The sequence below is a fragment of the Mesorhizobium subarcticum genome (genome assembly GCF_055456085.1).
This window is the reverse complement of record NZ_CM144237.1, coordinates 1,848,046-1,872,320: the sequence shown is the minus strand read 5'-3', so window position 1 is coordinate 1,872,320 and position 24,275 is coordinate 1,848,046. Positions and strand designations below refer to the sequence as shown.

Below are 24,275 nucleotides of genomic sequence, written 5' to 3'. Positions count from 1 at the left end.
GATCACCATTCACTGCTTTTCAGATGCTCGACCAGGGCGCGCAATTTCGGCGCGGCGTTCCGGCGGCTCGGATAATAGAGATAGAAACCGGCAAAGCGCGGAGAGTAGTCATCGAGGATCGGAACCAGTTCCCCCCGCTTGATGAAGGGCCGAAAACTCTCTTCCATGCCGAAGGTGATACCGGCACCGGCCACGGCCAGCTTGATCATCAGCGCCATGTCGTTGGTGGTGATTTCGGGCGCGACCGCGACGCTGAAATCCTTGCCGTCCTCGGTGAATTCCCAGCGATAGGGAACCGCCTTGGGTGAAGGCCGCCAGCCGATGCAGCGGTGCCCCGCAAGGTCGGCGGGATGCGTGGGAATGCCGGAGCGGTCGCGATAGGAAGGCGAGCAGACCGTCAGCTGCCGTTCGTCGCCGGCGACCGGCACCGCGATCATGTCCTGTTCGATGACCTCTCCCAGCCTGACACCCGCATCATAGCCTTCGGCCACGATGTCGAACTCCTCGTCTGTCACCGTGACGTCGAGCTGGATTTCGGGGTTGGCCTCGGTGAAGCCGGCGAGAAACGGGCCGGACAGAAAGCGCTCGGCGATCGAGGAGACGGCCAGGCGCAACTGCCCGCGCGGCCGGTCGCGCCATTGCTCTGTGAGGCTGAGCGCCGCGCGCATGTCGGCGATGGCCGGCGCCACATCGTCGTACAGCTGCTCTCCCGCCTCGGTCAGGCTGACGCTGCGCGTCGTTCGCGAAATCAGCGCGATGCCGAGGTTTTCCTCCAGCCGCCGGATCGTCTGGCTGACCGCCGAGCGGCTGACACCAAGCCGTTCGCCCGCTGCCCGGAAACTGCGTTCCTCGGCGACGAGCGCAAACACCGAAAGCATATTGAGATCAGGCAACATTGGTTAGCTCAGCTTTCCATCGTGATAACAATTGGACGTCTTATCGCAACAATGGCCGAGACATACATTCCTGGCAATCTTGATCCCATTGAAGACGAAAGGATTTTTGCAATGACACTGGACAAGGTCGTTCTCATCACCGGGGCCTCCAGCGGGATTGGTTCCGGCATTGCGCGAGAGCTCGGAGCTGCCGGCGCCAGGCTGATGCTGGGTGCACGCCGCACCGACAGGCTGGAAGAACTGGCGGACGAGATCCGGGCGAAGGGCGGGCAAGTGATGACCCGCAGGCTCGACGTGACCGACCGGGCCGATGTCGCCGCCTTCGCGGAAGCAGCACACCAAGCCTGGGGGCAGGTCGACGTCATCGTCAACAATGCCGGCATCATGCCGCTGTCGCTGATGGCATCGATGAAGGTCGACGAGTGGGACCGCATGATCGACGTCAACATCAAGGGCGTGCTGCACGGCATCGCCGCCGTGCTGCCGCAGATGACGGCGCGGGGAGCCGGCCACATCATCAACATCGCCTCGGTGGGCGCGCTGACCGTCTCGCCGACGGCCGCCGTCTATTGCGCCACCAAATATGCGGTGCGGGCCATCTCCGACGGCCTTCGACAGGAGCGGGACGACATCCGCGTCACCTGCATCCATCCCGGCGTGGTCGACAGCGAACTGGCCGGCACCATCACCGACACGATTGCCGCTCAGGCGATGAAGACCTACCGCGCGATTGCGCTGCAGCCGGATGCCATCGGCCGGGCGGTGCGTTTCGCCATCGAGCAGCCCGACGACGTCGACGTCAACGAGATCGTCGTGCGTCCGACACGGGCGGCGCACTGAGCATGACCCCGGGCAGGATCCATCCTGCTCTGATGCGCAGCCTCATCATTGCGACGTCGCTCTATTTGATATCAACCCAATTTGCCATTGCCGAGGAAGAGAAGAAGATGAACAACCAACCGCACAATTATGCCGGCCTTTGGCTGACCGAAGACGGCCTTATCCGCCATGAACTGCTGCCGAACGGCCGCTATGTCGAAGCCCGTGGAAAGCGTGAAAAGGCCTATCAGGGCCGCTATGTCGTCACGGGCAACCACATCGACTATTGGGACGACACCGGTTTCACCGCCGATGGCGACTTCATCGATGATGTCCTGCATCATGCCGGCATGATCCTCTACCCGCGCCGATGAAGCCTGTACCGGACCATTCGCCCTTGAAACGTGCCCGGGCTTTCAAAGTGACTTCGTGGACCTCGCCGGTTCACGAGATCTTGATGACAGGCCTGGCGCTGATCACGCACAGCAATGGCGCAAGGGCGAAGGCTGTAGACAGCCAGTGGGCCGCACCGCGCGATAGCTTACCGCAGCGAGACAGTAGCTTAGCAAGGTGACCCCGTCATCGCGCCGGGTTTTCCCCGTGCCGCAGAACTTGCACCCTTGCAGAGTCAAGAAATTCGCTCGATGCGGAGCGGAAAACAGCACTTGTAGGGGAATTGGGGCTAGGCTAAGCAATTGGTATCTGAGGGTTCCAAGAACAAAAATGGGAGAAAGTATCGTGACATCATCACGTTGGATTGCGCTTGTCGCGCTGGCGCTGACCTGTTCAACCCCGGCGTTGGCCAAGGACTGGAAGACCGTGACGGTTGCCATGGAGGGCTCCTACGCCCCGTGGAACCAGACCGACGCCAGCGGCAAGATCGTCGGCTTCGAAGTGGACATACTGAACGACGTCTGCGCCCGCGCGAAGCTCGAATGCAACATCGTGGCACAGGACTGGGACGGCGTTATTCCCGGCCTCACCGCGGGCAAGTTCGACGTTGTCATGGACGGCATGTCGATCACCGATGAGCGCCTGAAGACCATCGACTTCTCGATCCCCTATGCCTCATCGCCGGTGGCTTTCCTTGCCGACAAGAGTGGGCCGCTGGCACAGCTGTCCAACAGCGGCAAGATGATCGATCTTTCCAAGGACGACGCCGAATCCAAGGCGGCGCTCGATACGCTGCGCAAGGAGCTGACCGGCAAGAATGTCGGCCTGCAGGTTTCGACCACGGAGGCGACTTTTGCCGACAAATATCTCAAGGATGTCGCCAACGTCCATGAATACAAGACCACCGACGAGCATGACCTCGACCTGATGGCCGGGCGCCTCGACGTGGCCTTCGCCGACACCACCTACTTCCTCGGCACGCTGGCCAAGCCCGACGCCAAGGACCTTGAGTTTGTCGGGCCGCAGTTCAAGGGCGGTCCGATCCTTGGACCGGGCATCGGTGCTGCCTTCCGCAAGACCGACAAGGACCTGCAGGATATCTACAACAAGGCGCTCAAGGCCGCTCTCGATGACGGCTCGGTGTCGAAATACTCGATGCAGTGGTTTAAGATCGACATTACCAAGTAATGTCGCAACGGGAGCAGCCAAGGCTGCTCCCGTTTTGCATTGAGGGGGATCAGCCCGTCGATGCGTATCTCGACGCCCGGGGAGGCGTAGGTGGACTTTCTCAACAGTCTCAAGGATCAGCTGTCGACGGCCTATGAGCTGTTGGCCGCCGGCTGGGGTTTGCAGCTGCTCTGGGGCATTGGCTGGACGCTCGCCGTCACCATGGTTTCGATGTTGATCGGCGCTGCGCTGGGATCGCTCGTGGCGGCGGCCAAGCTATCGCATCGCGGCGGACTGAGATTTATCGGCGAGAGCTACACGACCGTGTTCCGCGGTGAGCCGGAGCTTTTGATCATCTACCTTTTCTACTATGGCGGCACGCAGATCCTGACAGGCGTAGCGCGGTCCACGGGATCGATCGGTTCGACCGACATTTTGAACATGCCGAGCTTCCTCGGCGGCGTGCTCGCGGTCGGCATCATTTCGGGCGCCTATCAAGCCGAGGTCTTCCGCGGGTCGTTTCTGGCGATCCAGCGCGGCGAGCTGGAGGCGGCGCGCGCCTACGGCATGTCGGCCTGGCTGCGTTTTCGCCTCGTGATCATGCCGCAGGTGCTGCGCCTGGCAGTGCCAGGGCTGGGCAATGTATGGCAGCTGACCATCAAGGATTCGGCTTTGATCTCGGTCACCGGCGTCGCCGAGCTTATGCTGACGGCCAACAAGGCCGCGCGTTCAACACACCATTCGCTGCTTTTCTACACGGTCGCCGGCATCCTCTACCTCGTGATGACGTCGATCTCGACGCCGATCTTCGACAAGGCCGAGCGCTACACCTCACGCAGCTTTCTGCGTCCAAAGTAAGAGGTGGCGGTGGATTACAACTTCTACCTTTCGACCATGTGGAGCGTGCTGAAGGCACTGCCGCTGACGCTTGAAATCTGGTTCTTCGGCATTGCCTTCGGCCTGATCATCGCCACCGGCCTGACCTGGTTGCGGGCCTCGGGCTCCAAGTCCGGCGAGTATTTTACCCGCGCCTACGTCTTCGTCTTCCGTGGGTCGCCGCTGCTGGTGCAGCTCTATCTGATCTATTTCGGGCTTTCCCAGTTCGATTTTGTGCGCCACAGCCCGATCCTGTGGCCGATCCTGCGGGACCCCATGTATTGCACGATCGTCGCCATGGCTTTGAACACCGCCGCCTATGAGAGCGAGATTTTCCGCGGCGCACTCCGCGCCGTGCCGGTCGGGCAGATCGAGGCCGCCAAGGCTTTCGGCATGTCTCCATTCACACGGTTCCGCATTGTGACGTTGCCCATAGCGCTCCGCCTGGCCTTGCCGGCCTATTCGACAGAGATCATCCTGATGACGAAGGCGACCGCGCTCGCTTCCGTGGTCACGATCATGGAGATGATGGGAACGGCGCAGAAGATCCAGCACGACACGTTCCGGCCGATCGAGGTGCTGACCTGCGCCGGTGTCATCTACCTGCTGCTCAACCTGTCGATCGCGCGGCTGTTTGCCTGGGTTGAATATTCGCTCTCACCGCATCTGCGCCCCGCGCCTGACCAGTCCCAGCAAATCAAACCCGTCCCCGAGGTGTTGTGATGTCGGCAAGTCTTGCCGCTGCCGCGAATGCGGCATCGTCCCCCGACGAGGCGTCAGCCATCAGCGTCAAGGATATGCGCAAGTGCTTCGGCAATCACGAAGTGCTCAAGGGCATTTCGCTCGAGGCTCACAAGGGCGACGTCATTTCCATCCTCGGTTCGTCGGGTTCAGGCAAAAGCACGCTGCTGCGTTGCATCAACCTTCTGGAGACCCCCGACTCCGGCGAAGTGCGTGTGGATGGTGAACTCATCAAGATGAAGCCGGGGCGGGACGGCAATCAGGTGCCGGCCGATATCCGTCAGGTGGAGCGAATCCGCGCCAACCTCGCCATGGTGTTCCAGAGCTTCAATCTCTGGTCGCACATGACGGTGCTCGAGAACCTCGTCGCCGCGCCGACGCATGTGCTGAAGCGTCCGCGCGCCGAATGCCTGGAGCAGGCCGAGGCATTGCTGAAGCGCGTCGGAATCTGGGAGCGTCGCAACTACTATCCCCCGCATATGTCGGGCGGCCAGCAACAGCGCGCCGCCATAGCGCGCGCTTTGGCGATGAACCCCAAGGTGATGCTGTTCGACGAGCCGACATCCGCGCTCGATCCGGAACTGGTCGGCGAGGTGCTGCGGGTCATGCGCTCGCTTGCGGAGGAAGGACGCACCATGTTGGTGGTAACGCACGAAATGAGTTTTGCCCGTGACGTATCGAGCAAGGTGATGTTCCTTCACAAAGGCGAGGTGGATTGCCTGGGCGAACCAAAGGAGATGTTCGCGCGCGCCCCCACCCAGCAATTCGGGCAGTTTATCGCGAATTTCAACAAGTGACGTGAACCGTGAAGCGCTTCTTCAGCTCAACTGGCCGGATTGGTGCGCCGCAGTGGCGCTCAGAAAAATCTTCCCGAACTCCTTGAGTTTCGCCCCTCCAACGCCATTCACTTCGGCGAACGCGTCGAGATCGCGCCGACAGCGTCTCGGCTATGTCGATCAGCGCGCGATCGCAGACCACGCCATGCACCGGCACTTACTGGCAAAACGCATTCCTCGGCGCATTAAGGTCAGTTGACCGGCTTCGATTGAACGGTAGGCTTGGGAACAAGCCGCCGATTGCCGCATGGGATCGGTTCCCGTTCCCTGCGTTCAGAGGCCCGCCTGTTGTGAGCATTTTCGACCGATTTTCCCTGGAGGGGCGCGTGGCCTTGATCACCGGCGGCGGACGCGGCCTCGGTTTCGAGATTGCACGCGCCTTTGCCGAAGCCGGAGCCCATGTCGTGGTGACCGGACGCACCGCCGCAACGCTTGACGGCGCTGTCGCCACCATCACCGGACGTGGCGGCAGTGCGCAGGCGGCGGTCTTCGACGTCGCCGACATCGGGGCGGGCCGCGCGATGATCGCCGAGATCCGCAAGACCCGTGGCCGGCTCGATATCGTCGTCAACAATGTCGGTGCCCGCGACAGACGGCCGCTCGCCGCCTTCAACGACGACGACATCCTCGATCTGATCCGGACGGATCTCTTGTCGGCGATCTCGCTGTCACGTGATGCGGCGGAGGTCATGAAGGCCCAGGGCCATGGCCGGCTGATCGCGGTGACCTCGATCGTCGGTGAGATGGCGCGCCCCGGCGACGCTATCTATCCCGCCGCCAAGCAGGGACTGACCGGGCTGATGCGCAGCATGGCCGTCGAATATGGCGCCCACGGCGTGACCAGCAACGCCATCGCGCCGGGAATGTTCGCCACCGAGACCAATGCCGCTATGGCGGCAAACCCCGATCTGGTTGCCTTTGCCCGCCAGAGGGTTCCGCTGCAGCGTTGGGGGCGGCCGCAAGAGATCGCCGGCGCCGCGCTTTTCCTTGCCAGCGACGCGGCCTCCTTCGTCAACGGGCACGTCCTGACCGTCGATGGCGGCATGTCGATACAGATGTGAGGATTGCAGGGCCCGGCCTTCAGGCCGAGCCGCCCGATTGGTGCGCGGCGATTGCGCTCAGAAAAACCTGGCCGAACTCCTTGAGCTTGGCAGCGCCCACGCCGTTCACTTCAGCGAAGGCATCAAGGTCGCGCGGACAGCGTTCGGCCATGTCGATCAGCGTGCGATCGGAAAACACCACATAGGCCGGCACCTGGCGCTCCTTGGCCAGACGCAGGCGAAGTGTCTTGAGCGCAGCCAGCAGCGAGGCATCGACGCCCTCCGCGTTCGCCCCCTCAGCCGCGCGCATCTTGCGCATGGCACGGCTGCGCAGCTCGACACGATAACGGAACGCCACCTCGCCCCGGCCAAGCGCATGGCCCTGCTCGGCGATGGCGAGGCCGCCATGGCCGCTCGGGTCGGGTTCCAGGAAGCCACTGGCGACCAGCTGCCGGATCAGCGACATCCAGAAATCCTTCTTCTGCGCCACGCCGCTGCCGAAGCTGGCCAGCCTTTCATGGCCCCTGGCCAACACCTTTTCTGTTTCATGGCCGATCAGGATGTCGACCACGTGCGCGGCGCCGAAACGCTCGCCACTCTGCGCGACCGCCGCCAGGATGATGCGCGCCTCCGCAGAACCGTCGGCGCGCGGCACCTGGTCGAGGCAGTTGTCGCAATTGCCGCAAGGCTGCGCCTCCTCGCCGAAATAGCCGAGCAGCACCTGGCGCCGGCACTGCGCCGTCTCGCAATAGCCGATCAAGGTGTTGAGCCGCTGGTGCGATCGTTTTTTGTGCTCGGCCGATGCGTCCTCGTCGTCGATGAACAACCGCCGCATGCGGATATCGCCGAGGCCAAACAGCATATGCGCCTCGGCATCGCGGCCATCGCGCCCGGCACGCCCGATCTCCTGATAATAGGCCTCCAGGCTGCCCGGCATATCGGTGTGGAAGACATAGGCGACATCAGGCTTGTCGATGCCCATGCCGAAGGCGATGGTTGCCACCATGACGACGCCGGACAGCGTCATGAAGCTGTTCTGGTTCGCCTCCCGCGCCTCCTTGCTCATGCCGGCATGATAGGCGAGCGCAGTGACGCCGTTCTCCTCAAGGAAGGCCGCCATCTCTTCGGTCTTCTTGCGCGACAGGCAGTAGACGATGCCGCTGCGGCCTGGATGGCGCTCGATAAAGTTGAGCAATTGCCGCTTGCTGTCCTGCTTGGCCGCGATCGCCAGCTTGATGTTGGGCCGGTCGAAACCCAGCACCAGCGTTTCGACGCGCTCGGCGAACAGCCGTGCAGCGATATCGCTGCGCGTGCTCTCATCGGCCGTCGCCGTCACCGCGATGATCGGCACGTTGGGGAAGATGTGCCGCAGCCGCGACAGGTCTTCATACTCAGGCCGGAACGCCGGTCCCCATTGCGAGATGCAATGCGCTTCGTCGATGGCGATCAGGCTGACGTCGAGCCTTGTGAGCGCATCGAGCATGCGCTCGGTCATCAGCCGCTCCGGCGCCAGGTAAAGCAGCCGCGTCTGGCCGGAAGCCACGCGCCGCCAGGCGGCGACATTGGCCTCTCGGTCGATGGAGGAATTGATCGTATCGGCGGCCACGCCGGCCAGGCGCAAGGCGGCGACCTGATCCTGCATCAGCGCCACCAGCGGCGACACGACAAGGGTGAGCCCGCCCAGAACCAGCGCCGGCACCTGGTAGCAGAGCGATTTGCCGGCACCCGTTGGCATCACCGCCAGCACATGGCGCCCGCCGAGCAGCGCATCCATGACATCGGCCTGGCCGGGGCGGAAATCGTCGAACCCGAACACGTCCTTCAGGACGCGCCGCTTGGAATCCTCGGCCCTGTTGGCGGTAGAATGCGTCATTCACCCAATTCCGTCGTCAATATGCCGGCCGACTTGTCATAGCCGAACTCCCGGCAGAAGCCGTCGACGCGCTCGATAAACGGCGGCGGCAGCCCGCGCAGATAGGTCCTTAACGCTTCATTGCGCTCCCATTTTCTCAGCGAGCTGGACCTAATGGGATTGTTTGCATCGCGGCTGAAGAGCGTAGCCGGCGTCAGGCCGAAGGATCGCGCAATCCTCGCCTGCACGATGTCCGGTTCGGCGATCACGTCCTCATAGCGCAAATAGGAGATGACCCTCTCCGGCTGGGCCTGTCGCAACCGCATCAAACCGTCATACTCCGCCTCCCAGCGCTCCATGGTCACGTGAAAAGGCCGCAGAGCGATGGTCTCCGGATGAGAGCTGGTCAGCACATCGAAAGGATGCCTCACGCAATAGATCAAGCCGACCGAGGCCGGCAAGTCCTCAAGATCCCTATAGCTCACGAAAGTGCGCTTTACGACCAGGTTGGCTTGGTAGCGATCCAGTTCGATCAGTGTCTGGTACGGCGCTTCGGCGTTGTGGACATAGATATCCTCAAAACAGCCCATCAAATTGAGACTGAGCGTGGTGCCGCTGCGCGCGCAGCCGGCGATGAAAATTCTATTTCGGGATCTCATTGCCGAAGGCAGCATTGGCGCCTTCCGTCCAAGGTGCCAGAAAAGCCGCCTCGCGTGGCGGCGCAACGTCGCAATCGGCTTGCGGGCCGCCTTGGCCCTCACATCGGAAAAGCCAAGCTCGGCCAGGGCAATTCCGCTTTCTCCGGCGACCGCGTAGAGCAGCCAGGTCTGATCATCCTGCTCAAAAATGGCCGGGTCGCGCAACGCGTTTTCCCTGCCCTTTGCCAGACCGATTCGGCTGGGGCGGATCGGTAAGCCGGCCCCTTCGAACTCCATCAGCGGCCGCAGCACTTCACTGTCGCCTCGCACGGTCCAGTCCCGCCAATCCTCGGCAAGATCGATCGTGCCGCAAAGGACCCGTTCCGGCGCGTCGCCCCGACGCGTGTAATAGACCCGCAGCCAGCGGCCGGATTTCTGCAGCGCGACATGCCGTGGGGCGAGATCGGGCCGCATGGCGGGCAGCACGACCGGACCGCGTTGGAAATCCGAAATGCCGTTTCTCGATCGGTAGACGGTGATCGCTCCCGTTCCAAGCAAACCGTACCACCAGCCATCATGACGGAAGATGCGCGCGTAGAACGGCCCGAGCGGCTCGGAAAGCGGGGTGAAACGAAGCCCATCGAAGGATGTCGCGGCGAAGGTCGTCTGGCCTTCACCAGATTTTGCAGGGCCGTGAAAATACATCACGAAGTGGCGAAGCTTCGGGTCGAAGTGAACATCCGGGGAGGCGATATGCTCAACGATGAATGGGCATTGATCGAGCGAGAGCACGCCGCCGGGGTGGATGCGCCAAGGCCCGTGCAGCGAATCGGAGTAGGCGAGGCGGATATAGGTCCCCATGTGGTGGGCGAAGTAGAGATAGTAGGCACCAAGCCGACCGGGCACCCAGTCAGGTATGTTGATCAGCGACGGCCCGTTGATGTTGGCCCCGTCATCGCCGGGCAGCATATCCGGGGCAATGACGGGGCCGTGTCGCATGGCAGTGACACGAATTTGCGGAATCATGCGGCACGCGCCCTTGGCGGAGATTTCAGCTTATCGCATCCGGTACAACGGCATGGATGCAAACGGAAGGTCAAACGATAGCCATGTGAGCCTCGCCTGTCCTTGCGGCAACTGCTCCTAGCTGGATTCGGGCCGGCTCTGATGTAAGCTGGACTGCGGTAAGGAGAGCGCACGATGCTGCAGGTGAGACAGGACGTCCTCGGCGAACGGTTCCAGCTGCAGCGCGCCGCCTTCGAGAAGCAGCCCTTTCCGGACCTCAGCGTTCGGAAAGACCGGCTGAAGCGCCTGCTGGCGCTGACTGAGCGGCATGAGGCTGAGATCTGCGCCGCGATCAATGCCGACTTTGGCAGCCGCTCGACACACGAGACGCGCCTTGCCGAGCTGTTTGTCGTGCGCGCCGGCATCCGCCACACGCTGTCCCACCTGAAAGGCTGGATGCGGGAGCGTCGCGTCGCCACAACCTTGCCGTTCCTGCCGGGCCGCAATCGCCTGGTGCCGCAGCCGCTCGGTGTGGTCGGCATCGTCTCGCCCTGGAATTACCCCTTTCAGCTCGCCGTCGCGCCTGTCACGGCAGCGCTTGCAGCCGGCAACCGTGTGCTGGTCAAGCCATCCGAACTGACCCCGGCTTTCTCGGAGCTGCTGGCAAAACTCGCCGGCGAGCATTTTGCGCCGGACGAGTTGAGCGTCATCACCGGCGATGCCGAAATGGGCAAAGCCTTCGTGTCGATGCCGTTCGATCATCTGCTGTTCACCGGCTCGACCGCGGTCGGCCGCCAGGTCGCGATCGCCGCCGCCGCCAACCTGACCCCGGTTACGCTCGAGCTGGGTGGCAAGTCGCCGGCGATCTTCGATCCCTCGTGTGATCTCGACGCGGCCGCAGCCAGCATCGCCTATGGCAAGCTGCTCAATGCCGGGCAGACCTGCATCGCGCCGGATTATCTGCTGGTGCCGAAGGGACAGGCCGGTACCGTCGCCGCCAGGCTCGCCACCGCGGTGGCGCGGCTCTATCCCACGCTACGCGACAATCCCGACTATACCGCCATCATCAGCGACCGGCACCTTCAGCGCCTGCGCGCCTTGATCGCGGAAGCCCGCGACGCCGGTGCCGAAGTCACCGAAATCAATCCGGCCGGCGAAGAATTCGGTGCCACGAGCCGGAAGCTTGTGCCGACCCTGGTCAGCAATGCAGGCCCGGACCTGCGACTGATGCGCGAGGAGATTTTCGGACCGGTGCTGCCGATCGTCGAATATGCCACCGTCGACGACGCCATCGACCATGTGAACCAGGCCGACCGGCCGCTGGCGCTCTACTGGTTCGGCAATGACAGCGGCAATCGCCAGCGTATCCTGCGCGAAACCGTCGCCGGCGGCGTCACCATCAACGACTGCATGCTGCATCTGGTGCAGGAGAACCAGCCCTTCGGCGGTGTCGGCGCCAGCGGCATGGGCGCCTATCACGGCGAATGGGGGTTCCGCACCTTCAGCAAGGAGAAGCCGGTTTTCCTGCAATCGCGCCTGAGCGCGGGAGCCATGCTGCGCCCACCTTACGGCAAGACGTTCGAGCGGCTTTTCGCCCTGCTCAGGCACATCACCTGATCAAGGTCGCCCGCAGCTCTCCGGGACGTGCGACTAGGTTATCTTGCGCAACTCTTAGGCGAGAAAATCAGCCCGGTGCGGCGTGAAACTGTCGACCAGACGCCCCGCTTCCAGCGCCTTGACGCCGTGCACCAGGCCGGTCGGCACGATGAAGCTGCCGCCGGTCCCGAGGATTTCGGTTTGGCCATTTATCGTCACCTCGAAACGGCCTTCGGCGACATAGCTTGACTGGACATGCGGATGCGAATGCAGGGCGCCGACACCGCCCTTATCGAAGCCGAACTCGACCAGCATCAGCTCATCGGTAGAGAGCAGAACCCGCCGCCTATTGCCGTCAGGCGTCGGCGTCCAGTCGCTCTCGCCGGCATGGGCGAAGATCTTTGTCATCGTCATCTCCTCATCGTCGACGGCTGGCCAACGGCAATCGCATCGGCATGCATCAGAGCCGATAGGCTTTCTTGGCAAGCGTATAGGCCAATTCCCCTGCCAACTCATGTGCCTCGCTTTCGCGCAGCCGGTGCTCGGCGACGAGCCGCGCCAGGAACGCGCAGTCGACCCGGCGCGCCACGTCGTGGCGGGCCGGGATAGAGGGAAAAGCGCGGGTGTCGTCATTGAAACCGACGGTGTTGTAGAAGCCCGCCGTCTCGGTGGTCATCTCGCGGAAGCGGCGCATGCCTTCCGGACTGTCATGGAACCACCAGGCGGGGCCGAGCTTCAGCGCCGGATAGACGCCGGCCAGCGGTGCCAGTTCGCGCGCATAGCTGGTTTCGTCGAGCGTGAAGAGCACAATGGTCAGGTCACGCTCCAGCCCGACGCAGTCGAGCAGCGGCTTCAGCGCCGTCACATAGTCGGTCCGCGTCGGAATATCGAAACCCTTGTCGCGGCCGAACTTCTTGAAAATGTCCGTCGAATGGTTGCGCCAGGAGCCGGGATGGATCTGCATTACCAGCCCGTCGTCCCGGCTCATCTTGGCCATCTCGGTCAGCATCTGGGCGCGGAACAGTTTGCGCTCGCGCTCATCATCGGAGCCGCGTCGGATGCGGTTGAACAGCTCCTGCGCCGCCGCATCGGAGAGATTGGCGGTCTCGGCCGTCGGATGGCCATGATCCGACGAGGTCGCGCCAAAGCTCTTGAAAAAGGCACGCCGTTGGCGATGCGCGTCGAGATAGCCGGCCCAGCTGCCTGTGTCGCAGCCGGTGATTTCGCCGAGCTGGTCGAGATTGGCCGAAAACCCTTCGAAATCAGGATCGACAACCGCGTCCGGCCGATAGGCGGTGATGACGCGCCCTTCCCAACCGCTGTCGCGGATCATTTTGTGCCATCTGAGATCGTCGAGCGCGCCTTCGGTCGTCGCGATGACCTCGATGTTGAAACGTTCGAACAGAGCGCGGGGCCGGAAATTCTCCCACTGCAGCAGCGTTGCGATCGTGTCGTAGTGGCGATCAGCTGTCTCAGCACTCAATGGCTCTTCGATACCGAACAGGTCGGCCAGCACATGATCGAACCAGAGCCGGGTCGGCGTTCCGCGAAACAGATAATAGTGCTCGGCAAAGCGCCGCCAGATTGTCCTGCCGTCGGTCTCGACCGGCGCGCCATCGAGGGTCGCCAGGCCGAGATCTTCCAGCCGCACGCCCTGGCTGAACAGCATGCGGAAGATGTAGTGGTCGGGCACGATGAGCAGTTGCGCCGGATCCGGGAACGGCTCGTTCAGCGCATACCAGCGCGGATCGGTATGGCCATGCGGGCTGACGATCGGCAGATCCTTGACGCCGGCATAGAGGTCGCGGGCAAGCGAGCGAGAATGCGCTTCTGGGGGAAACAGCAGGTCCGGATCGTTCAGTGCGACCATGGGAAAGCGTCTCCTTCCAAGTTTGATACCGGTACGTTCGAGCGGAATCGAAGTCAACTTACTGTCGGAAACGGGCATCCTTGCGGCAGGCACAAACAGATGTTACGCCGCCTGTCATCCGCTGCGCAGGGATATCTCCATGACGCACCATCCGAAGCCCTCAGCCCGTGTGATATGATGACAAGCAGCCATTTGTCCGACACCACGCTACGGTCGCTAGCTGAGAAGGTCTCGATCCCAGGCTATGATCGGCGCAAGATCACCCCGGGCATTGTGCATCTGGGCGTCGGCGCCTTCCATCGCGCCCATCAGGCCGCCTATGTCGACGACTGCCTGGCGGCGGGCGAGACGGACTGGGGCATCGTCGGCGTCTCCTTGCGCAGCGCGGACACGCGCGATGCGCTGGCGCCGCAGGACGGGCTCTACACGCTGGCGATCCGCAGCAGCGGCAAGGAGGAGCTGCGCGTCATCGGCTCGATCGGCTCGATGCTGGTGGCGCCGGAAGACCCCAGCGCGGTGCTGGCCGCGCTGACCGATCCGCGCACCCGGATCGTCACGCTGACCATCACCGAAAAGGCCTATCTCAGGGCAGCCGGCGGCGGCCTGGACGCTGCCCACGCGGACATTGCCCATGACCTGGCGAACCCACATTTGCCGAAGACGGCGCATGGTTTTCTCACCGAGGCGCTTGCCCGGCGGCGCGCCGCCGGTACCTCGCCCTTTACCGTGCTTTGCTGCGACAACCTGCCGGCCAACGGCGCCACCTTGCATCGGCTGCTGACCGAATTCGCCGCGTTGCGGGATGCCGCACTTGGCCTGAGGGGCGATACTGGCATCGCCGGCCACATCGCCAATGAAGTCGCTTTTCCGTCGAGCATGGTCGACCGCATCGTGCCGGCAACCACGGATACCGACCGGGCACGGATCGCCGACGAACTTGGCATCGCGGATGCCTGGCCTGTCATGACCGAGCCCTTCCGCCAATGGGTGATCGAAGACAATTTCCCGGCGGGCCGGCCGGCCTGGGAAAAATTCGGCGTCACCATGGTCGGGGATGTCGCCCCGTTCGAGGACATGAAGCTCAGGCTCCTCAATGGCGCGCATTCGGGCATCGCCTATCTCGGCCTGCTCAGCGGCCACGCCACGGTCGATCGCGCCTTCGCCCATCCCGCAATCCGGCAGTTCGTCGATGCGTTATGGGCCGAAGCCATCCCGACCCTGCCCGAGGATGCCGGGCTCGACACCAAGACCTATACTGAGGAACTCGCGGAGCGCTTTTCAAACACCGCGCTCGCCCATCGCACGGCGCAGATCGCCAATGATGGCAGCCAGAAACTGCCGCAGCGCATCATCGCGTCCGCCCTCGAATGCCTCGAAGCGGGCACCGAGTTCGTGCATCTCACATTGGTGGTGGCGGCCTGGATCGCCGCTTGCGCCGCGCGCGGAAAAACTTTGCCCGAAAATCATTTCACCGATCCGCTCGACGTGCCGCTGACGGCGCTTTTGAGCCAGGAGTTGCCGGCCAACGAAACCGTGACGGCAGTCTTCGACCTGGCCGGCTTCGCCAGGGATCATGCCGAGCGCCAGACGCTGATTGAACTGGTGGCCGTGCATCTGGTGCACCTGCGGCGCGATGGTCCGACACTGGCTTTCGCCGCGCTCGGCATCTAAACAAAAAGCGAGGCAAGGCCTCGCTTTTCATCAAGTCATTCAAATCTAATTTCAGGCCGCGACAAGCGCGCCTTCCAGCGTGGTGAGCTGGCTAAGGAACTGCTCTGCCTTGCTGCGGGACTGATCGTCCTTGGCATCGGCCGCATCTTCCCTAGCTTCCTGGATGCGGCGCGCGAGATCGGCGCGGTCGACATCCTTGACCGCCACAGCCGATTCCGCCAGCAGCGTGCAACCGGCCGGAACGATGTCTGCGAAGCCGCCGAACACGACATAGCGATCCTCGCCGCCGGAGGCATTCTTCACCGTGACGACGCCCGGCTTGATGGTGGTCATGACCGGCGCATGATGCGCCATCACGGTCATCTCGCCCTCGGCGCCCGGAATGACGACGGATTCGACCTCGGCCGAAACCAGCAGGCGCTCCGGCGAGACCAGTTCGAACTTGAAAGCTTCAGCCATGGTGTCTCACAAACTTGGATCGAAAGCAGCGCGGCGGTACCGCGCTGCTGATAAGGAAATTAAGCAGCTTCAGCCGCCAGGCGCTGTGCCTTTTCGACCGCTTCCTCGATACCGCCGACCATGTAGAAGGCAGCTTCCGGCAGGTGATCATAGTCGCCATTGCAGAGGCCCTTGAAGCCCTTGATGGTGTCGGCGAGGTCGACCAGCTTGCCCGGCGCGCCGGTGAACACTTCGGCGACGAAGAAGGGCTGCGACAGGAAGCGCTCGATCTTGCGGGCGCGAGCCACCGTCTGCTTGTCCTCTTCCGACAGCTCGTCCATGCCCAGGATGGCGATGATGTCCTGCAGCGACTTGTAGCGCTGGAGGATCGACTGCACCTGGCGGGCGACCGCATAGTGCTCGTCGCCGACGACCAGCGGGTCGAGCATGCGCGAGGTCGAATCCAGCGGGTCGACGGCCGGGTAGATGCCCTTTTCGGCGATGGCGCGGTTCAGCGTCGTCGTCGCGTCAAGGTGGGCGAACGAGGTCGCCGGTGCCGGATCGGTCAAATCGTCGGCCGGCACGTAGATCGCCTGCACGGACGTGATCGAACCCTTGGTGGTGGTGGTGATGCGTTCCTGCAGCGCGCCCATGTCGGTGGCGAGCGTCGGCTGATAGCCGACGGCCGACGGGATACGGCCAAGCAGAGCCGACACTTCCGAACCCGCCTGCGTGAAGCGGAAGATGTTGTCGACGAAGAACAGCACGTCCTGGCCCTGGTCACGGAAATATTCGGCAACCGTCAGGCCGGTCAGGCCGACGCGGGCACGCGCGCCCGGCGGCTCGTTCATCTGGCCATACACGAGTGCCGCCTTGGAGCCTTCACCGCCGCCCTTCTTGTTGACGCCGGATTCGATGAACTCGTGATAGAGATCGTTGCCCTCGCGGGTGCGCTCGCCGACGCCGGCGAACACCGAATAGCCACCATGCGCCTTGGCGATGTTGTTGATCAGTTCCTGGATCAGCACGGTCTTGCCGACGCCGGCGCCACCGAACAGGCCGATCTTGCCGCCCTTGGCGTAAGGTGCCAGCAGGTCGAGCACCTTGATGCCGGTGATCAGGATCTGCGCTTCCGTCGACTGCTCGACATAGGTCGGAGCCGGCTGGTGGATGGAGCGCATTTCGGTTGCATCGACCGGGCCTTCTTCGTCGACCGGCTCGCCGATGACATTGATGATGCGGCCAAGCATGCCCGGGCCGACCGGCACGGTGATCGGCGCGCCGGTGTCGCGCACTTCCTGGCCACGCACCAGACCTTCGGTGGAGTCCATGGCGATGCAGCGCACGGTGTTTTCACCGAGATGCTGGGCAACTTCGAGCACCAGGCGGTTGCCGACATTGGTGGTCTCGATCGCGTTCAGGATCGCCGGCAGGTGATCGCCGAACTGCACGTCGACGACGGCGCCAATGACCTGGCGGACCTTGCCGACGACGCCGGTTGCCTTGGTGGCCACTGCCGATGTCTTGGCCGCTGCTGCCTTTGCTGGGGCTGGTGCCGCTTTGGCCGGAGCCGCCTTGGCTGCTGCTGCCGGTGCCTTTGCCGCCTTCGCGGGCGCTGCCGCCTTGGGGGCCGCCTTCTGGGGGGTCGCTGCTTTCGCCATCGTCTTTACCCTTTTCGTCCTTTGTTTCTCACGCGGTCCGGTCGCGGGCAGATTGACCCGCGGACCACGCCTAGAGCGCCTCGGCGCCCGAAATGATTTCGATCAGTTCCTTGGTGATCTGCGCCTGCCGCTGACGGTTGTAGGTGATCGACAGCTTGTTGATCATCTCGCCGGCGTTGCGCGTCGCATTGTCCATGGCGCTCATCTTGGCGCCCATTTCGCCGGCGGCGTTTTCGAGCAGCGCCCGGAAAACCTGCACGGAGATGTTGCGCGGGATGAGGTCGGAGAGGATTTCGCCCGGCTCCGGTTCGTATTCATAGACGGCGTTGCCGCCATCCACCACTGCTGCGGGAGCCGAAGCCACACCGGCCGGAATGATCTGCTGCGCGGTTGGGATCTGGCTGATCACCGACTTGAACTGCGAATAAAACAGGGTGCAGACGTCGAAGGCACCCTCGTTGAAGAGATGGATGACCTTCTTGGCGATCGCGTCGGCATTGACGAAGCCGAGCGTCTTGACCTCGCGCAGGTCGATACGATCGATGATCATCGAGGCATAGTCGCGGCGCAGGATATCAAAACCCTTCTTGCCGACGCAGATGATCTTCACCTGCTTGCCGTCGGCCAGAAGCCGACGGATATGGTCGCGGGCGTGACGGGCGATCTGCGAATTGAAGCCGCCGCACAGGCCGCGCTCGGCGGTGCAGACGACGAGCAGATGCACGTTGTCTTTGCCGGTGCCGGTCATCAGCGCCGGGGCATCGCCGCCGCCACCGATCGCCTGGGTGATGTTGGCCAGCACGGAACCCATACGCTCCGAATAGGGGCGCGCCGCTTCCGCTGCCTCTTGCGCACGGCGCAGCTTCGCCGCGGCGACCATCTGCATCGCCTTGGTGATCTTCTGCGTCGCCTTGACCGAGGCGATACGGTTACGAAGGTCTTTTAATGAAGGCATGCTTCAAACCTGATCCCGTCTTGTCGCTTCGCTCAGGCGAAGGTCTTGGCGAAAGCGTCGATCTCGGCCTTCAGCTTGGCACGCAGATCGTCCGACAGCGCCTTTTCCTTGCGGATGGCATCGAGAACGTCCTTGCCCGCCGCACGCATGTGGCTGAGCAGGCCCTGCTCGAACTTGCCGACCTGGTTGACCGGCAGCTTGTCGAGATAGCCATTGACGCCGGCGAAGATCACCGCGACCTGCTCTTCCGTCTTCAGCGGCGAGAACTGCGGCTGCTTCAGGAGTTCGGTCAGGCGCGATCCGCGGTTGAGCAGGCGCTGCGTGGCGGCGTCGAGATCGGAGCCGAACTGCGCGAAGGCCGCCATTTCGCGGTACTGCGCGAGCTCACCCTTGATCGAGCCGGCAACCTGCTTCATCGCCTTGATCTGCGCGGCCGAGCCGACGCGGCTGACCGAGAGGCCGACGTTCACCGCGGGACGAATGCCCTGGAAGAACAAATTGGTCTCGAGGAAGATCTGGCCGTCGGTGATCGAGATCACGTTGGTCGGGATATAGGCCGACACGTCGTTGGCCTGCGTTTCGATGATCGGCAGAGCGGTCAGCGATCCGCCGCCCAGTTCGTCGTTAAGCTTGGCGGCGCGCTCGAGCAGGCGCGAGTGCAGGTAGAAAACGTCGCCCGGATAGGCTTCACGGCCCGGCGGGCGGCGCAGCAGCAGCGACATCTGGCGGTAGGCGACGGCCTGCTTCGACAGATCGTCGTAGCTGATCAGCGCGTGCATGCCGTTGTCACGGAAATATTCGCCCATTGTGGCGCCGGCGAACGGCGCCAGGAACTGCATCGGCGCAGGATCGGAAGCGGTGGCGGCGACGATGATCGAGTATTCGAGCGCGCCGCGCTCTTCCAGGACCTTGACGAACTGCGCGACGGTCGAGCGCTTCTGGCCGACGGCGACGTAGACGCAGTAGAGCTTTTCCTTTTCGGGGCCGTTGTCGTGCACCGACTTCTGGTTGAGCATCGTGTCGAGGATGATGGCGGTCTTGCCGGTCTGACGATCGCCGATGACCAGCTCGCGCTGGCCGCGGCCGACCGGGATCAGCGCATCGATGGCCTTGAGGCCGGTCGACATCGGCTCGTTCACCGATTTGCGCGGGATGATGCCGGGCGCCTTGACGTCGACGCGCTTGCGCTCGACTGCCTTGATCGGACCCTTGCCGTCGATCGGATTGCCGAGCGCGTCGACGACGCGGCCGAGCAGGCCCGGACCGACCGGAACGTCGACGATAGCGCCGGTCCGCTTGACGATGTCGCCTTCCTTGATGTCACGGTCGGCGCCGAAGATGACGACGCCAACATTGTCAGCTTCGAGGTTGAGTGCCATGCCGCGGATACCGCCGGGGAATTCGACCATTTCGCCGGCCTGGACATTGTCGAGGCCGTAGACGCGGGCGATACCGTCACCGACGGACAGCACCTGTCCGACTTCGGAGACCTCGGCCTCCTTGCCGAAATTCTTGATCTGGTCTTTCAGAATTGCGGAAATTTCCGCGGCGCGGATGTCCATCAGCCGACCTCTTTCAGTGCAAGCTTGAGCGAATTGAGTTTGGTTTTGAGCGACGTATCGATCTGGCGCGAGCCCATCTTGACCACCAGTCCGCCGAGCAGCGACGGATCGACGGTGACGGAGATGGCCACGTCCTTGCCGGCAACGCTTTTCAGCGCCGCCTTGAGTTCGGTCTGCTGGGCGGCGGTCAGCTCGTGGGCCGACGTCACCTCGGCAGCGGTCTCGCCCCGGGCTTCGGCCGCGATCTGGCGGAACGCCTTGATCATGCCGGGAACTGCAAACAACCGCCGGTTCTGGGCAACGACACGCAGGAAATTACCGGCGAGGCCGGTGATCCCCGCTTTGTCGGCGATCGCAGCGATGGCCTTGGCCTGGTCCTCGCTGGAGAACACCGGGCTGTTGATCAGTCGGGTCAGGTCAGCGCTGCCGGCCAGCATCGTCTCGAAACTGGTAAGGTCGGCCTCGACCTTGGCGACCGAATTTGCCTGCAATGCCAGTTCGAACAGCGAACCAGCATAGCGTTCTGCGACACCTGAGATTGGCGATGACGATTGGGCCACGGACCGTCTTTTCTCTTGTCTGACAGGCCGCAGATTGTTGGCGCGAGCAAAAACTCTGGCTAAATCTTTGACCTTACTGCATTTTTCCAAGCACGGAGGCGCGGCTTCCGCTATCCCCGGCCGAAAGTCGATTGCCGTCTAGCACAGGCATTTTAAGACCGCAATGCGTCGTTCCGCATGGTTTTCAGGCACTATTGTCGCATCCGGCGAAAGTCGCCTGCCTTGCGCCCCGGAATAGCTAAGGATTCAAGGCACAAAGCCGAAGGCAAAGGCGAGCGGCAACGCCGCCAAAGCCAATTCCACCACAATGGAAACCCAATTGAAAGGTGTGTTGGCGCCATCCGACATCATCGACAGCAGCCGGCCGAAGGCGGTGAACAGCCAGGAGAAGCCGAGCGCCATGTAAACCAGCGGCTGCGCGAGCAGGATGCAGCACAGGCCGACACCGAGATAGAAGCCCGACATCCGGCCGCGCCCCTCGGCAATTGCCGCCGCCTTATCCGGTCTGGCCTGCAGGCGCAGGATGCGGAAGGCAAGGCCCGGCGCCAGGAAAAACAGAAGCCCGAGCAGCACGGTGGCCACCGCGCTCGACCATGCCAGCCATTCGCCCTGGCTCGTCGGCCATGGAAGCGCAAAATCCATCTTGTCCCCTCGAAATGCCTTTTTTGAATTCCGGGCATTCTAGCGGAGGAAAGACGCCGCGCCAGATGGCATCAGGCACTTTAGGATCAGCGCATCAACCGAGCGCGAATTCGACCGCTGCTTCGGCATGGATGCGTGTCGTGTCAAACACTGGGATGTCGAAATCGCGCTGGCCGATCAGCATGGTGATTTCAGTGCAACCCATGATGATGCTGTCGGCGGCCTCTTCGCGGCGCAGGCGCTCAGCTTCGGCGATGTAGGCAGCCTTCGAAGCGTCAGTAACGATGCCCTGGCAGAGCTCGTCATAGATGACGCGATGCACCATATCGCGACCAGCAGCATCGGGCACCACGGGTGACAGGCCGTATTCCTCGGCGAGCCGGCCCTTGTAGAAATCCTGCTCCATGGTGAACCGCGTCGCCAGCAGTGCCGGGCGCTGCATGCCGGCACGCTTGACCGCAGCCGCGGTGGCGTCGGCGATGTGGATCAGCGGGATGGAGACGGACGTCTGCACCTGGTCGGCCAGCTTGTGCATCGTGTTGGTGCACAAAAGCAGCCCCTCCGCACCACCCGCCTCCAGCTTGCGCGCGGCCTCGACCAGAAGCGCGCCGGCACCATCCCAGTCGCCATGATGCTGCCGCTCGGCGATCTCGGCAAAGTCGAATGACCACAGCAGCAGTTTTGCCGAGTGCAGGCCGCCCAACCGCTCGCGCACGATCTCGTTGAGCAAGCGATAATAGATTGCCGTCGATTCCCAACTCATGCCGCCCAGAAGGCCAAGGGTTTTCATGCGAATTCCATTTCTCGCTGGCCTGCACCGTATCGCCAAAAGCGCGAACTACAAAAAGCTCTGTGGATCGATATCGACCTGCACCCGGACCGAACCGCGCGGTTTCGGCCCGTTGGCCAGCATGGCCCTGATAAATCCTTGCATGTCGGCGCGCCGTTCGCCCTGGATCAGTAGCCTGAAGCGATGACGGCCGCCGAGCAGGGACAGCGGCGCTTCCGCCGGCCCCAGCACGAACAAATCGGTGGCCTCGGGCGCGGCGCGGCGCAGGCCGCGCGCATGGCCTTCCGCTTCCGCGCGCGTCACCGCGCTGACAATAACGCCGGCCAGCCGACCGAAGGGCGGCAAGGCCGCCCGTTCACGCTCGGCGATCTCGCGCTCGTAAAAAGCCTCGGCATCGCCGGAGACGATCGCCCGCATCACCGGATGGTCGGGCTGGAAGGTCTGCAGCAAGCCAAGGCTTTTCTTTCCGGTGCGGCCAGCGCGGCCGGTCACCTGGCTGAGCAGCTGGAAGGTGCGCTCGGCGGCGCGTGGATCGCCATTGGCGAGACCAAGATCGGCATCGACGACACCGACCAGGGTCATGTTGGGGAAGTTGTGACCCTTGGCGACCAGCTGCGTACCGATGACAATGTCGGCCTCGCCATCGGCGATCGCCTCCAGTTCCAGCCGCAGCCGCCGCACGCCGCCCATCAGATCAGATGACAAGACGATGGTGCGCGCATCGGGAAAATGCGTGACGACCTCCTCGGCGATGCGCTCGACGCCCGGGCCACACGCGACCAGATGATCGAGCGTGCCGCATTCAGGGCATGCTTCGGGGCGGCGCTCATTATGCCCGCAATGGTGGCAGACCAATTGGCCGCGAAAGCGATGCTCGACCAGCCAGGCCGAGCAGACCGGACAGCCGAAGCGATGGCCGCAAACCCGGCACAGCGTCAGCGGCGCATAGCCGCGCCGGTTGAGGAACAGCAGCGACTGTTCCTTCCGCTCCAGCGTCATCCGCATATGGTCGAGCAGCACCGGCGACAGGAAGCCGCCACGCGCCGGCGGCGCGCGCCGCATGTCGATCGACCTCAACTGTGGCAGCGCGGCTTCAGCGAAACGGGCAGAGAGAACGGCTCTGTTGTATTTGCCCTGGCTCGCATTGACCCGGCTCTCGACTGATGGCGTCGCCGAGGCCAGCACGACCGGGAAGCCTCCGATATGGCCGCGCACCACTGCCATGTCGCGCGCATTGTAGAAGACGCGGTCTTCCTGCTTGTAAGCGGGGTCGTGCTCCTCGTCGACGACGATCAGGCCGAGTTCCTTGAACGGCAGGAACAGCGCCGAGCGCGCGCCGGCGACAACACGTACGGTACCCTCCGCCACTTGCCGCCAGACTTTTTCACGCATCCGGGGCGGCAGGTCGGAATGCCATTCGCCGGGCTTGGCGCCGAAGCGCTGCTGGAAACGCTCGAGGAAAGCGTGGGTCAGCGCGATTTCCGGCAAAAGGATCAACACCTGCTTGCCCTGATCGAGTGCCGCCGCCACCGCCTCGAAATAGACTTCCGTCTTGCCGGACCCGGTGACCCCGTCGAGCAATGCAACATTGAACACGCCGGCCGCGACATTGGCGCGCAGCATCAATGCGGCGTCGCTCTGGTCCGGCATCAATTCGGGTACGGCATAGCTCGGGTCGGGCGCGGCCACCACCGGACGCGGCGGGATCATCACCGTCTCGAACACGCCTTGCGCCCTGAGCCCTTCGATGACCGTCGACGACACGCCGGCGGCGTGCGCCAAGCCGGATCTCGTCCAGGCAAGTCCGCCCTCGGCTGTCTCCAGCACGCGCGCCCGCGCATCCGTCATCCGGTCGGGAACGATAAGCGTGCGTTGTAGCCCCTCGATCCAGGGTTCGGGATCGAAGGCTTCAGGTGCGCGAAGCAGCATGCGCGCCACCATACCCGGCGCCGAAAGCGTGTATTGCGCCACCCAGTCGACGAAACGGCGCATGGCCCGGTCTATCGGCGGGCAGTCGAAGACCTGTTCGATCGGGCGCAGCTTTTTGGAGTCGATGTTCTCGACCGCGCCATCCCAGACGATGCCGGCGACCTGGCGCGGCCCAAGCGGCACGCGCACGATCGACCCCGGCACCACGCGCATGCCGGGAGGCACGGCGTATGTGTAGGGGCGTTCGGCCGGCATCGGCACCAGCACCGGTGCGGCCGCGACAAAGGGCGAATCTTCGATCATGAGGCGTGACCTTGCCCCGACTTTGGTCTAGATCA

22 protein-coding genes and 1 pseudogene are annotated in these 24,275 nt (G+C 63.3%); 9 read left to right on the top strand and 14 right to left on the bottom strand.

What is annotated here, in order from left to right:
- Nucleotides 1–2: 2 nt before the first annotated feature.
- On the bottom strand, nucleotides 3–896 hold the full coding sequence (locus ACZYHG_RS09060; RefSeq protein ID WP_464613496.1) for a LysR family transcriptional regulator: 894 nt from the start codon (nucleotides 894–896) through the stop codon (nucleotides 3–5).
- Between the two features lie 111 nt (nucleotides 897–1,007).
- Between ACZYHG_RS09060 and ACZYHG_RS09055 the strand changes: the two genes are divergently transcribed.
- The 6 genes from ACZYHG_RS09055 (at nucleotide 1,008) to ACZYHG_RS09030 (ending at nucleotide 5,689) form a co-directional block, all read left to right on the top strand.
- Nucleotides 1,008–1,736: an SDR family oxidoreductase gene (locus ACZYHG_RS09055; RefSeq protein WP_464613495.1), complete on the top strand. Its 729-nt coding sequence runs from the start codon at nucleotides 1,008–1,010 to the stop codon at nucleotides 1,734–1,736.
- 2 nt (nucleotides 1,737–1,738) lie between these two features.
- Nucleotides 1,739–2,089, top strand: a complete 351-nt coding sequence (locus ACZYHG_RS09050) for an Atu4866 domain-containing protein (RefSeq protein WP_464613494.1) — start codon at nucleotides 1,739–1,741, stop codon at nucleotides 2,087–2,089.
- Nucleotides 2,090–2,453: 364 nt separating this feature from the next.
- Nucleotides 2,454–3,296, top strand: a complete 843-nt coding sequence (locus ACZYHG_RS09045) for a transporter substrate-binding domain-containing protein (RefSeq protein ID WP_464613493.1) — start codon at nucleotides 2,454–2,456, stop codon at nucleotides 3,294–3,296.
- Between the two features lie 90 nt (nucleotides 3,297–3,386).
- Nucleotides 3,387–4,133, top strand: a complete 747-nt coding sequence (locus ACZYHG_RS09040) for an ABC transporter permease (protein ID WP_245268856.1) — start codon at nucleotides 3,387–3,389, stop codon at nucleotides 4,131–4,133.
- 9 nt (nucleotides 4,134–4,142) lie between these two features.
- Nucleotides 4,143–4,874 carry an ABC transporter permease gene (locus ACZYHG_RS09035; RefSeq protein WP_464613492.1) on the top strand — a complete coding sequence of 244 codons (732 nt, stop codon included), beginning with the start codon at nucleotides 4,143–4,145 and terminating at the stop codon, nucleotides 4,872–4,874.
- Complete coding sequence (locus ACZYHG_RS09030) at nucleotides 4,874–5,689, top strand: ABC transporter ATP-binding protein (RefSeq protein ID WP_051371041.1); 816 nt, start codon at nucleotides 4,874–4,876, stop codon at nucleotides 5,687–5,689. Before ACZYHG_RS09035 ends, ACZYHG_RS09030 begins: the two co-directional genes overlap by 1 nt.
- Before the next feature lie 21 nt (nucleotides 5,690–5,710).
- On the opposite strand, the pseudogene ACZYHG_RS09025 reads toward ACZYHG_RS09030, so the two are convergent.
- Nucleotides 5,711–5,885: pseudogene (locus ACZYHG_RS09025) on the bottom strand (HRDC domain-containing protein); the annotation flags it as partial.
- A gap of 133 nt (nucleotides 5,886–6,018) precedes the next feature.
- Here ACZYHG_RS09025 and ACZYHG_RS09020 point away from each other — a divergent pair.
- Complete coding sequence (locus tag ACZYHG_RS09020; RefSeq protein ID WP_464613491.1) at nucleotides 6,019–6,789, top strand: SDR family oxidoreductase; 771 nt, start codon at nucleotides 6,019–6,021, stop codon at nucleotides 6,787–6,789.
- A gap of 19 nt (nucleotides 6,790–6,808) precedes the next feature.
- Here ACZYHG_RS09020 and recQ read toward each other — a convergent pair whose 3' ends face one another.
- Nucleotides 6,809–8,641 (bottom strand): DNA helicase RecQ, encoded by a 1,833-nt coding sequence (gene recQ, locus ACZYHG_RS09015; protein WP_464613490.1) that lies wholly within the window; start codon nucleotides 8,639–8,641, stop codon nucleotides 6,809–6,811.
- On the bottom strand, nucleotides 8,638–10,257 hold the full coding sequence (locus ACZYHG_RS09010) for a hypothetical protein (RefSeq protein WP_464613489.1): 1,620 nt from the start codon (nucleotides 10,255–10,257) through the stop codon (nucleotides 8,638–8,640). The genes recQ and ACZYHG_RS09010 overlap by 4 nt, the downstream gene beginning before the upstream one ends.
- Nucleotides 10,258–10,458: 201 nt before the next feature.
- Here ACZYHG_RS09010 and ACZYHG_RS09005 point away from each other — a divergent pair, with 201 nt between their 5' ends.
- Nucleotides 10,459–11,880, top strand: coding sequence for a coniferyl aldehyde dehydrogenase (locus ACZYHG_RS09005; RefSeq protein ID WP_464613488.1), 1,422 nt, complete (start codon nucleotides 10,459–10,461; stop codon nucleotides 11,878–11,880).
- Nucleotides 11,881–11,934: 54 nt separating this feature from the next.
- On the opposite strand, the gene ACZYHG_RS09000 is transcribed toward ACZYHG_RS09005, so the two are convergent.
- Nucleotides 11,935–12,273 (bottom strand): cupin domain-containing protein, encoded by a 339-nt coding sequence (locus tag ACZYHG_RS09000; RefSeq protein WP_464613487.1) that lies wholly within the window; start codon nucleotides 12,271–12,273, stop codon nucleotides 11,935–11,937.
- A 46-nt stretch (nucleotides 12,274–12,319) separates the two neighbouring features.
- On the bottom strand, nucleotides 12,320–13,729 hold the full coding sequence (gene uxaC / locus ACZYHG_RS08995; protein WP_464613486.1) for a glucuronate isomerase: 1,410 nt from the start codon (nucleotides 13,727–13,729) through the stop codon (nucleotides 12,320–12,322).
- A 177-nt stretch (nucleotides 13,730–13,906) separates the two neighbouring features.
- Here uxaC and ACZYHG_RS08990 point away from each other — a divergent pair, with 177 nt between their 5' ends.
- Nucleotides 13,907–15,400 carry a mannitol dehydrogenase family protein gene (locus ACZYHG_RS08990; protein ID WP_464613485.1) on the top strand — a complete coding sequence of 498 codons (1,494 nt, stop codon included), beginning with the start codon at nucleotides 13,907–13,909 and terminating at the stop codon, nucleotides 15,398–15,400.
- 51 nt (nucleotides 15,401–15,451) lie between these two features.
- On the opposite strand, the gene ACZYHG_RS08985 is transcribed toward ACZYHG_RS08990, so the two are convergent.
- The 8 genes from ACZYHG_RS08985 to ACZYHG_RS08950 all read right to left on the bottom strand — a co-directional run bounded on the left by ACZYHG_RS08985 (nucleotide 15,452) and on the right by ACZYHG_RS08950 (nucleotide 24,240).
- Nucleotides 15,452–15,859, bottom strand: coding sequence for a F0F1 ATP synthase subunit epsilon (locus ACZYHG_RS08985; protein ID WP_464613484.1), 408 nt, complete (start codon nucleotides 15,857–15,859; stop codon nucleotides 15,452–15,454).
- A 59-nt stretch (nucleotides 15,860–15,918) separates the two neighbouring features.
- Nucleotides 15,919–17,499 carry a F0F1 ATP synthase subunit beta gene (gene atpD, locus ACZYHG_RS08980; RefSeq protein ID WP_464613483.1) on the bottom strand — a complete coding sequence of 527 codons (1,581 nt, stop codon included), beginning with the start codon at nucleotides 17,497–17,499 and terminating at the stop codon, nucleotides 15,919–15,921.
- Between the two features lie 70 nt (nucleotides 17,500–17,569).
- Complete coding sequence (locus tag ACZYHG_RS08975) at nucleotides 17,570–18,454, bottom strand: F0F1 ATP synthase subunit gamma (protein ID WP_464613482.1); 885 nt, start codon at nucleotides 18,452–18,454, stop codon at nucleotides 17,570–17,572.
- 32 nt (nucleotides 18,455–18,486) lie between these two features.
- Nucleotides 18,487–20,016 carry a F0F1 ATP synthase subunit alpha gene (atpA, locus tag ACZYHG_RS08970; protein ID WP_027031724.1) on the bottom strand — a complete coding sequence of 510 codons (1,530 nt, stop codon included), beginning with the start codon at nucleotides 20,014–20,016 and terminating at the stop codon, nucleotides 18,487–18,489.
- A complete protein-coding gene (locus ACZYHG_RS08965; RefSeq protein WP_464613481.1) occupies nucleotides 20,016–20,576 on the bottom strand; it encodes a F0F1 ATP synthase subunit delta in 561 nt (186 codons plus the stop codon). Before ACZYHG_RS08965 ends, atpA begins: the two co-directional genes overlap by 1 nt.
- Nucleotides 20,577–20,822: 246 nt before the next feature.
- Nucleotides 20,823–21,218 carry an AGROH133_08824 family phage infection protein gene (locus ACZYHG_RS08960; RefSeq protein ID WP_027031726.1) on the bottom strand — a complete coding sequence of 132 codons (396 nt, stop codon included), beginning with the start codon at nucleotides 21,216–21,218 and terminating at the stop codon, nucleotides 20,823–20,825.
- A 94-nt stretch (nucleotides 21,219–21,312) separates the two neighbouring features.
- The gene (locus ACZYHG_RS08955) at nucleotides 21,313–22,008 is read right to left on the bottom strand and encodes an aspartate/glutamate racemase family protein (RefSeq protein ID WP_464613480.1); all 696 of its coding nucleotides are present in this window, start codon (nucleotides 22,006–22,008) and stop codon (nucleotides 21,313–21,315) included.
- A 48-nt stretch (nucleotides 22,009–22,056) separates the two neighbouring features.
- Nucleotides 22,057–24,240, bottom strand: a complete 2,184-nt coding sequence (locus ACZYHG_RS08950; protein ID WP_464613479.1) for a primosomal protein N' — start codon at nucleotides 24,238–24,240, stop codon at nucleotides 22,057–22,059.
- Between the last annotated feature and the right edge of the window lie 35 nt (nucleotides 24,241–24,275).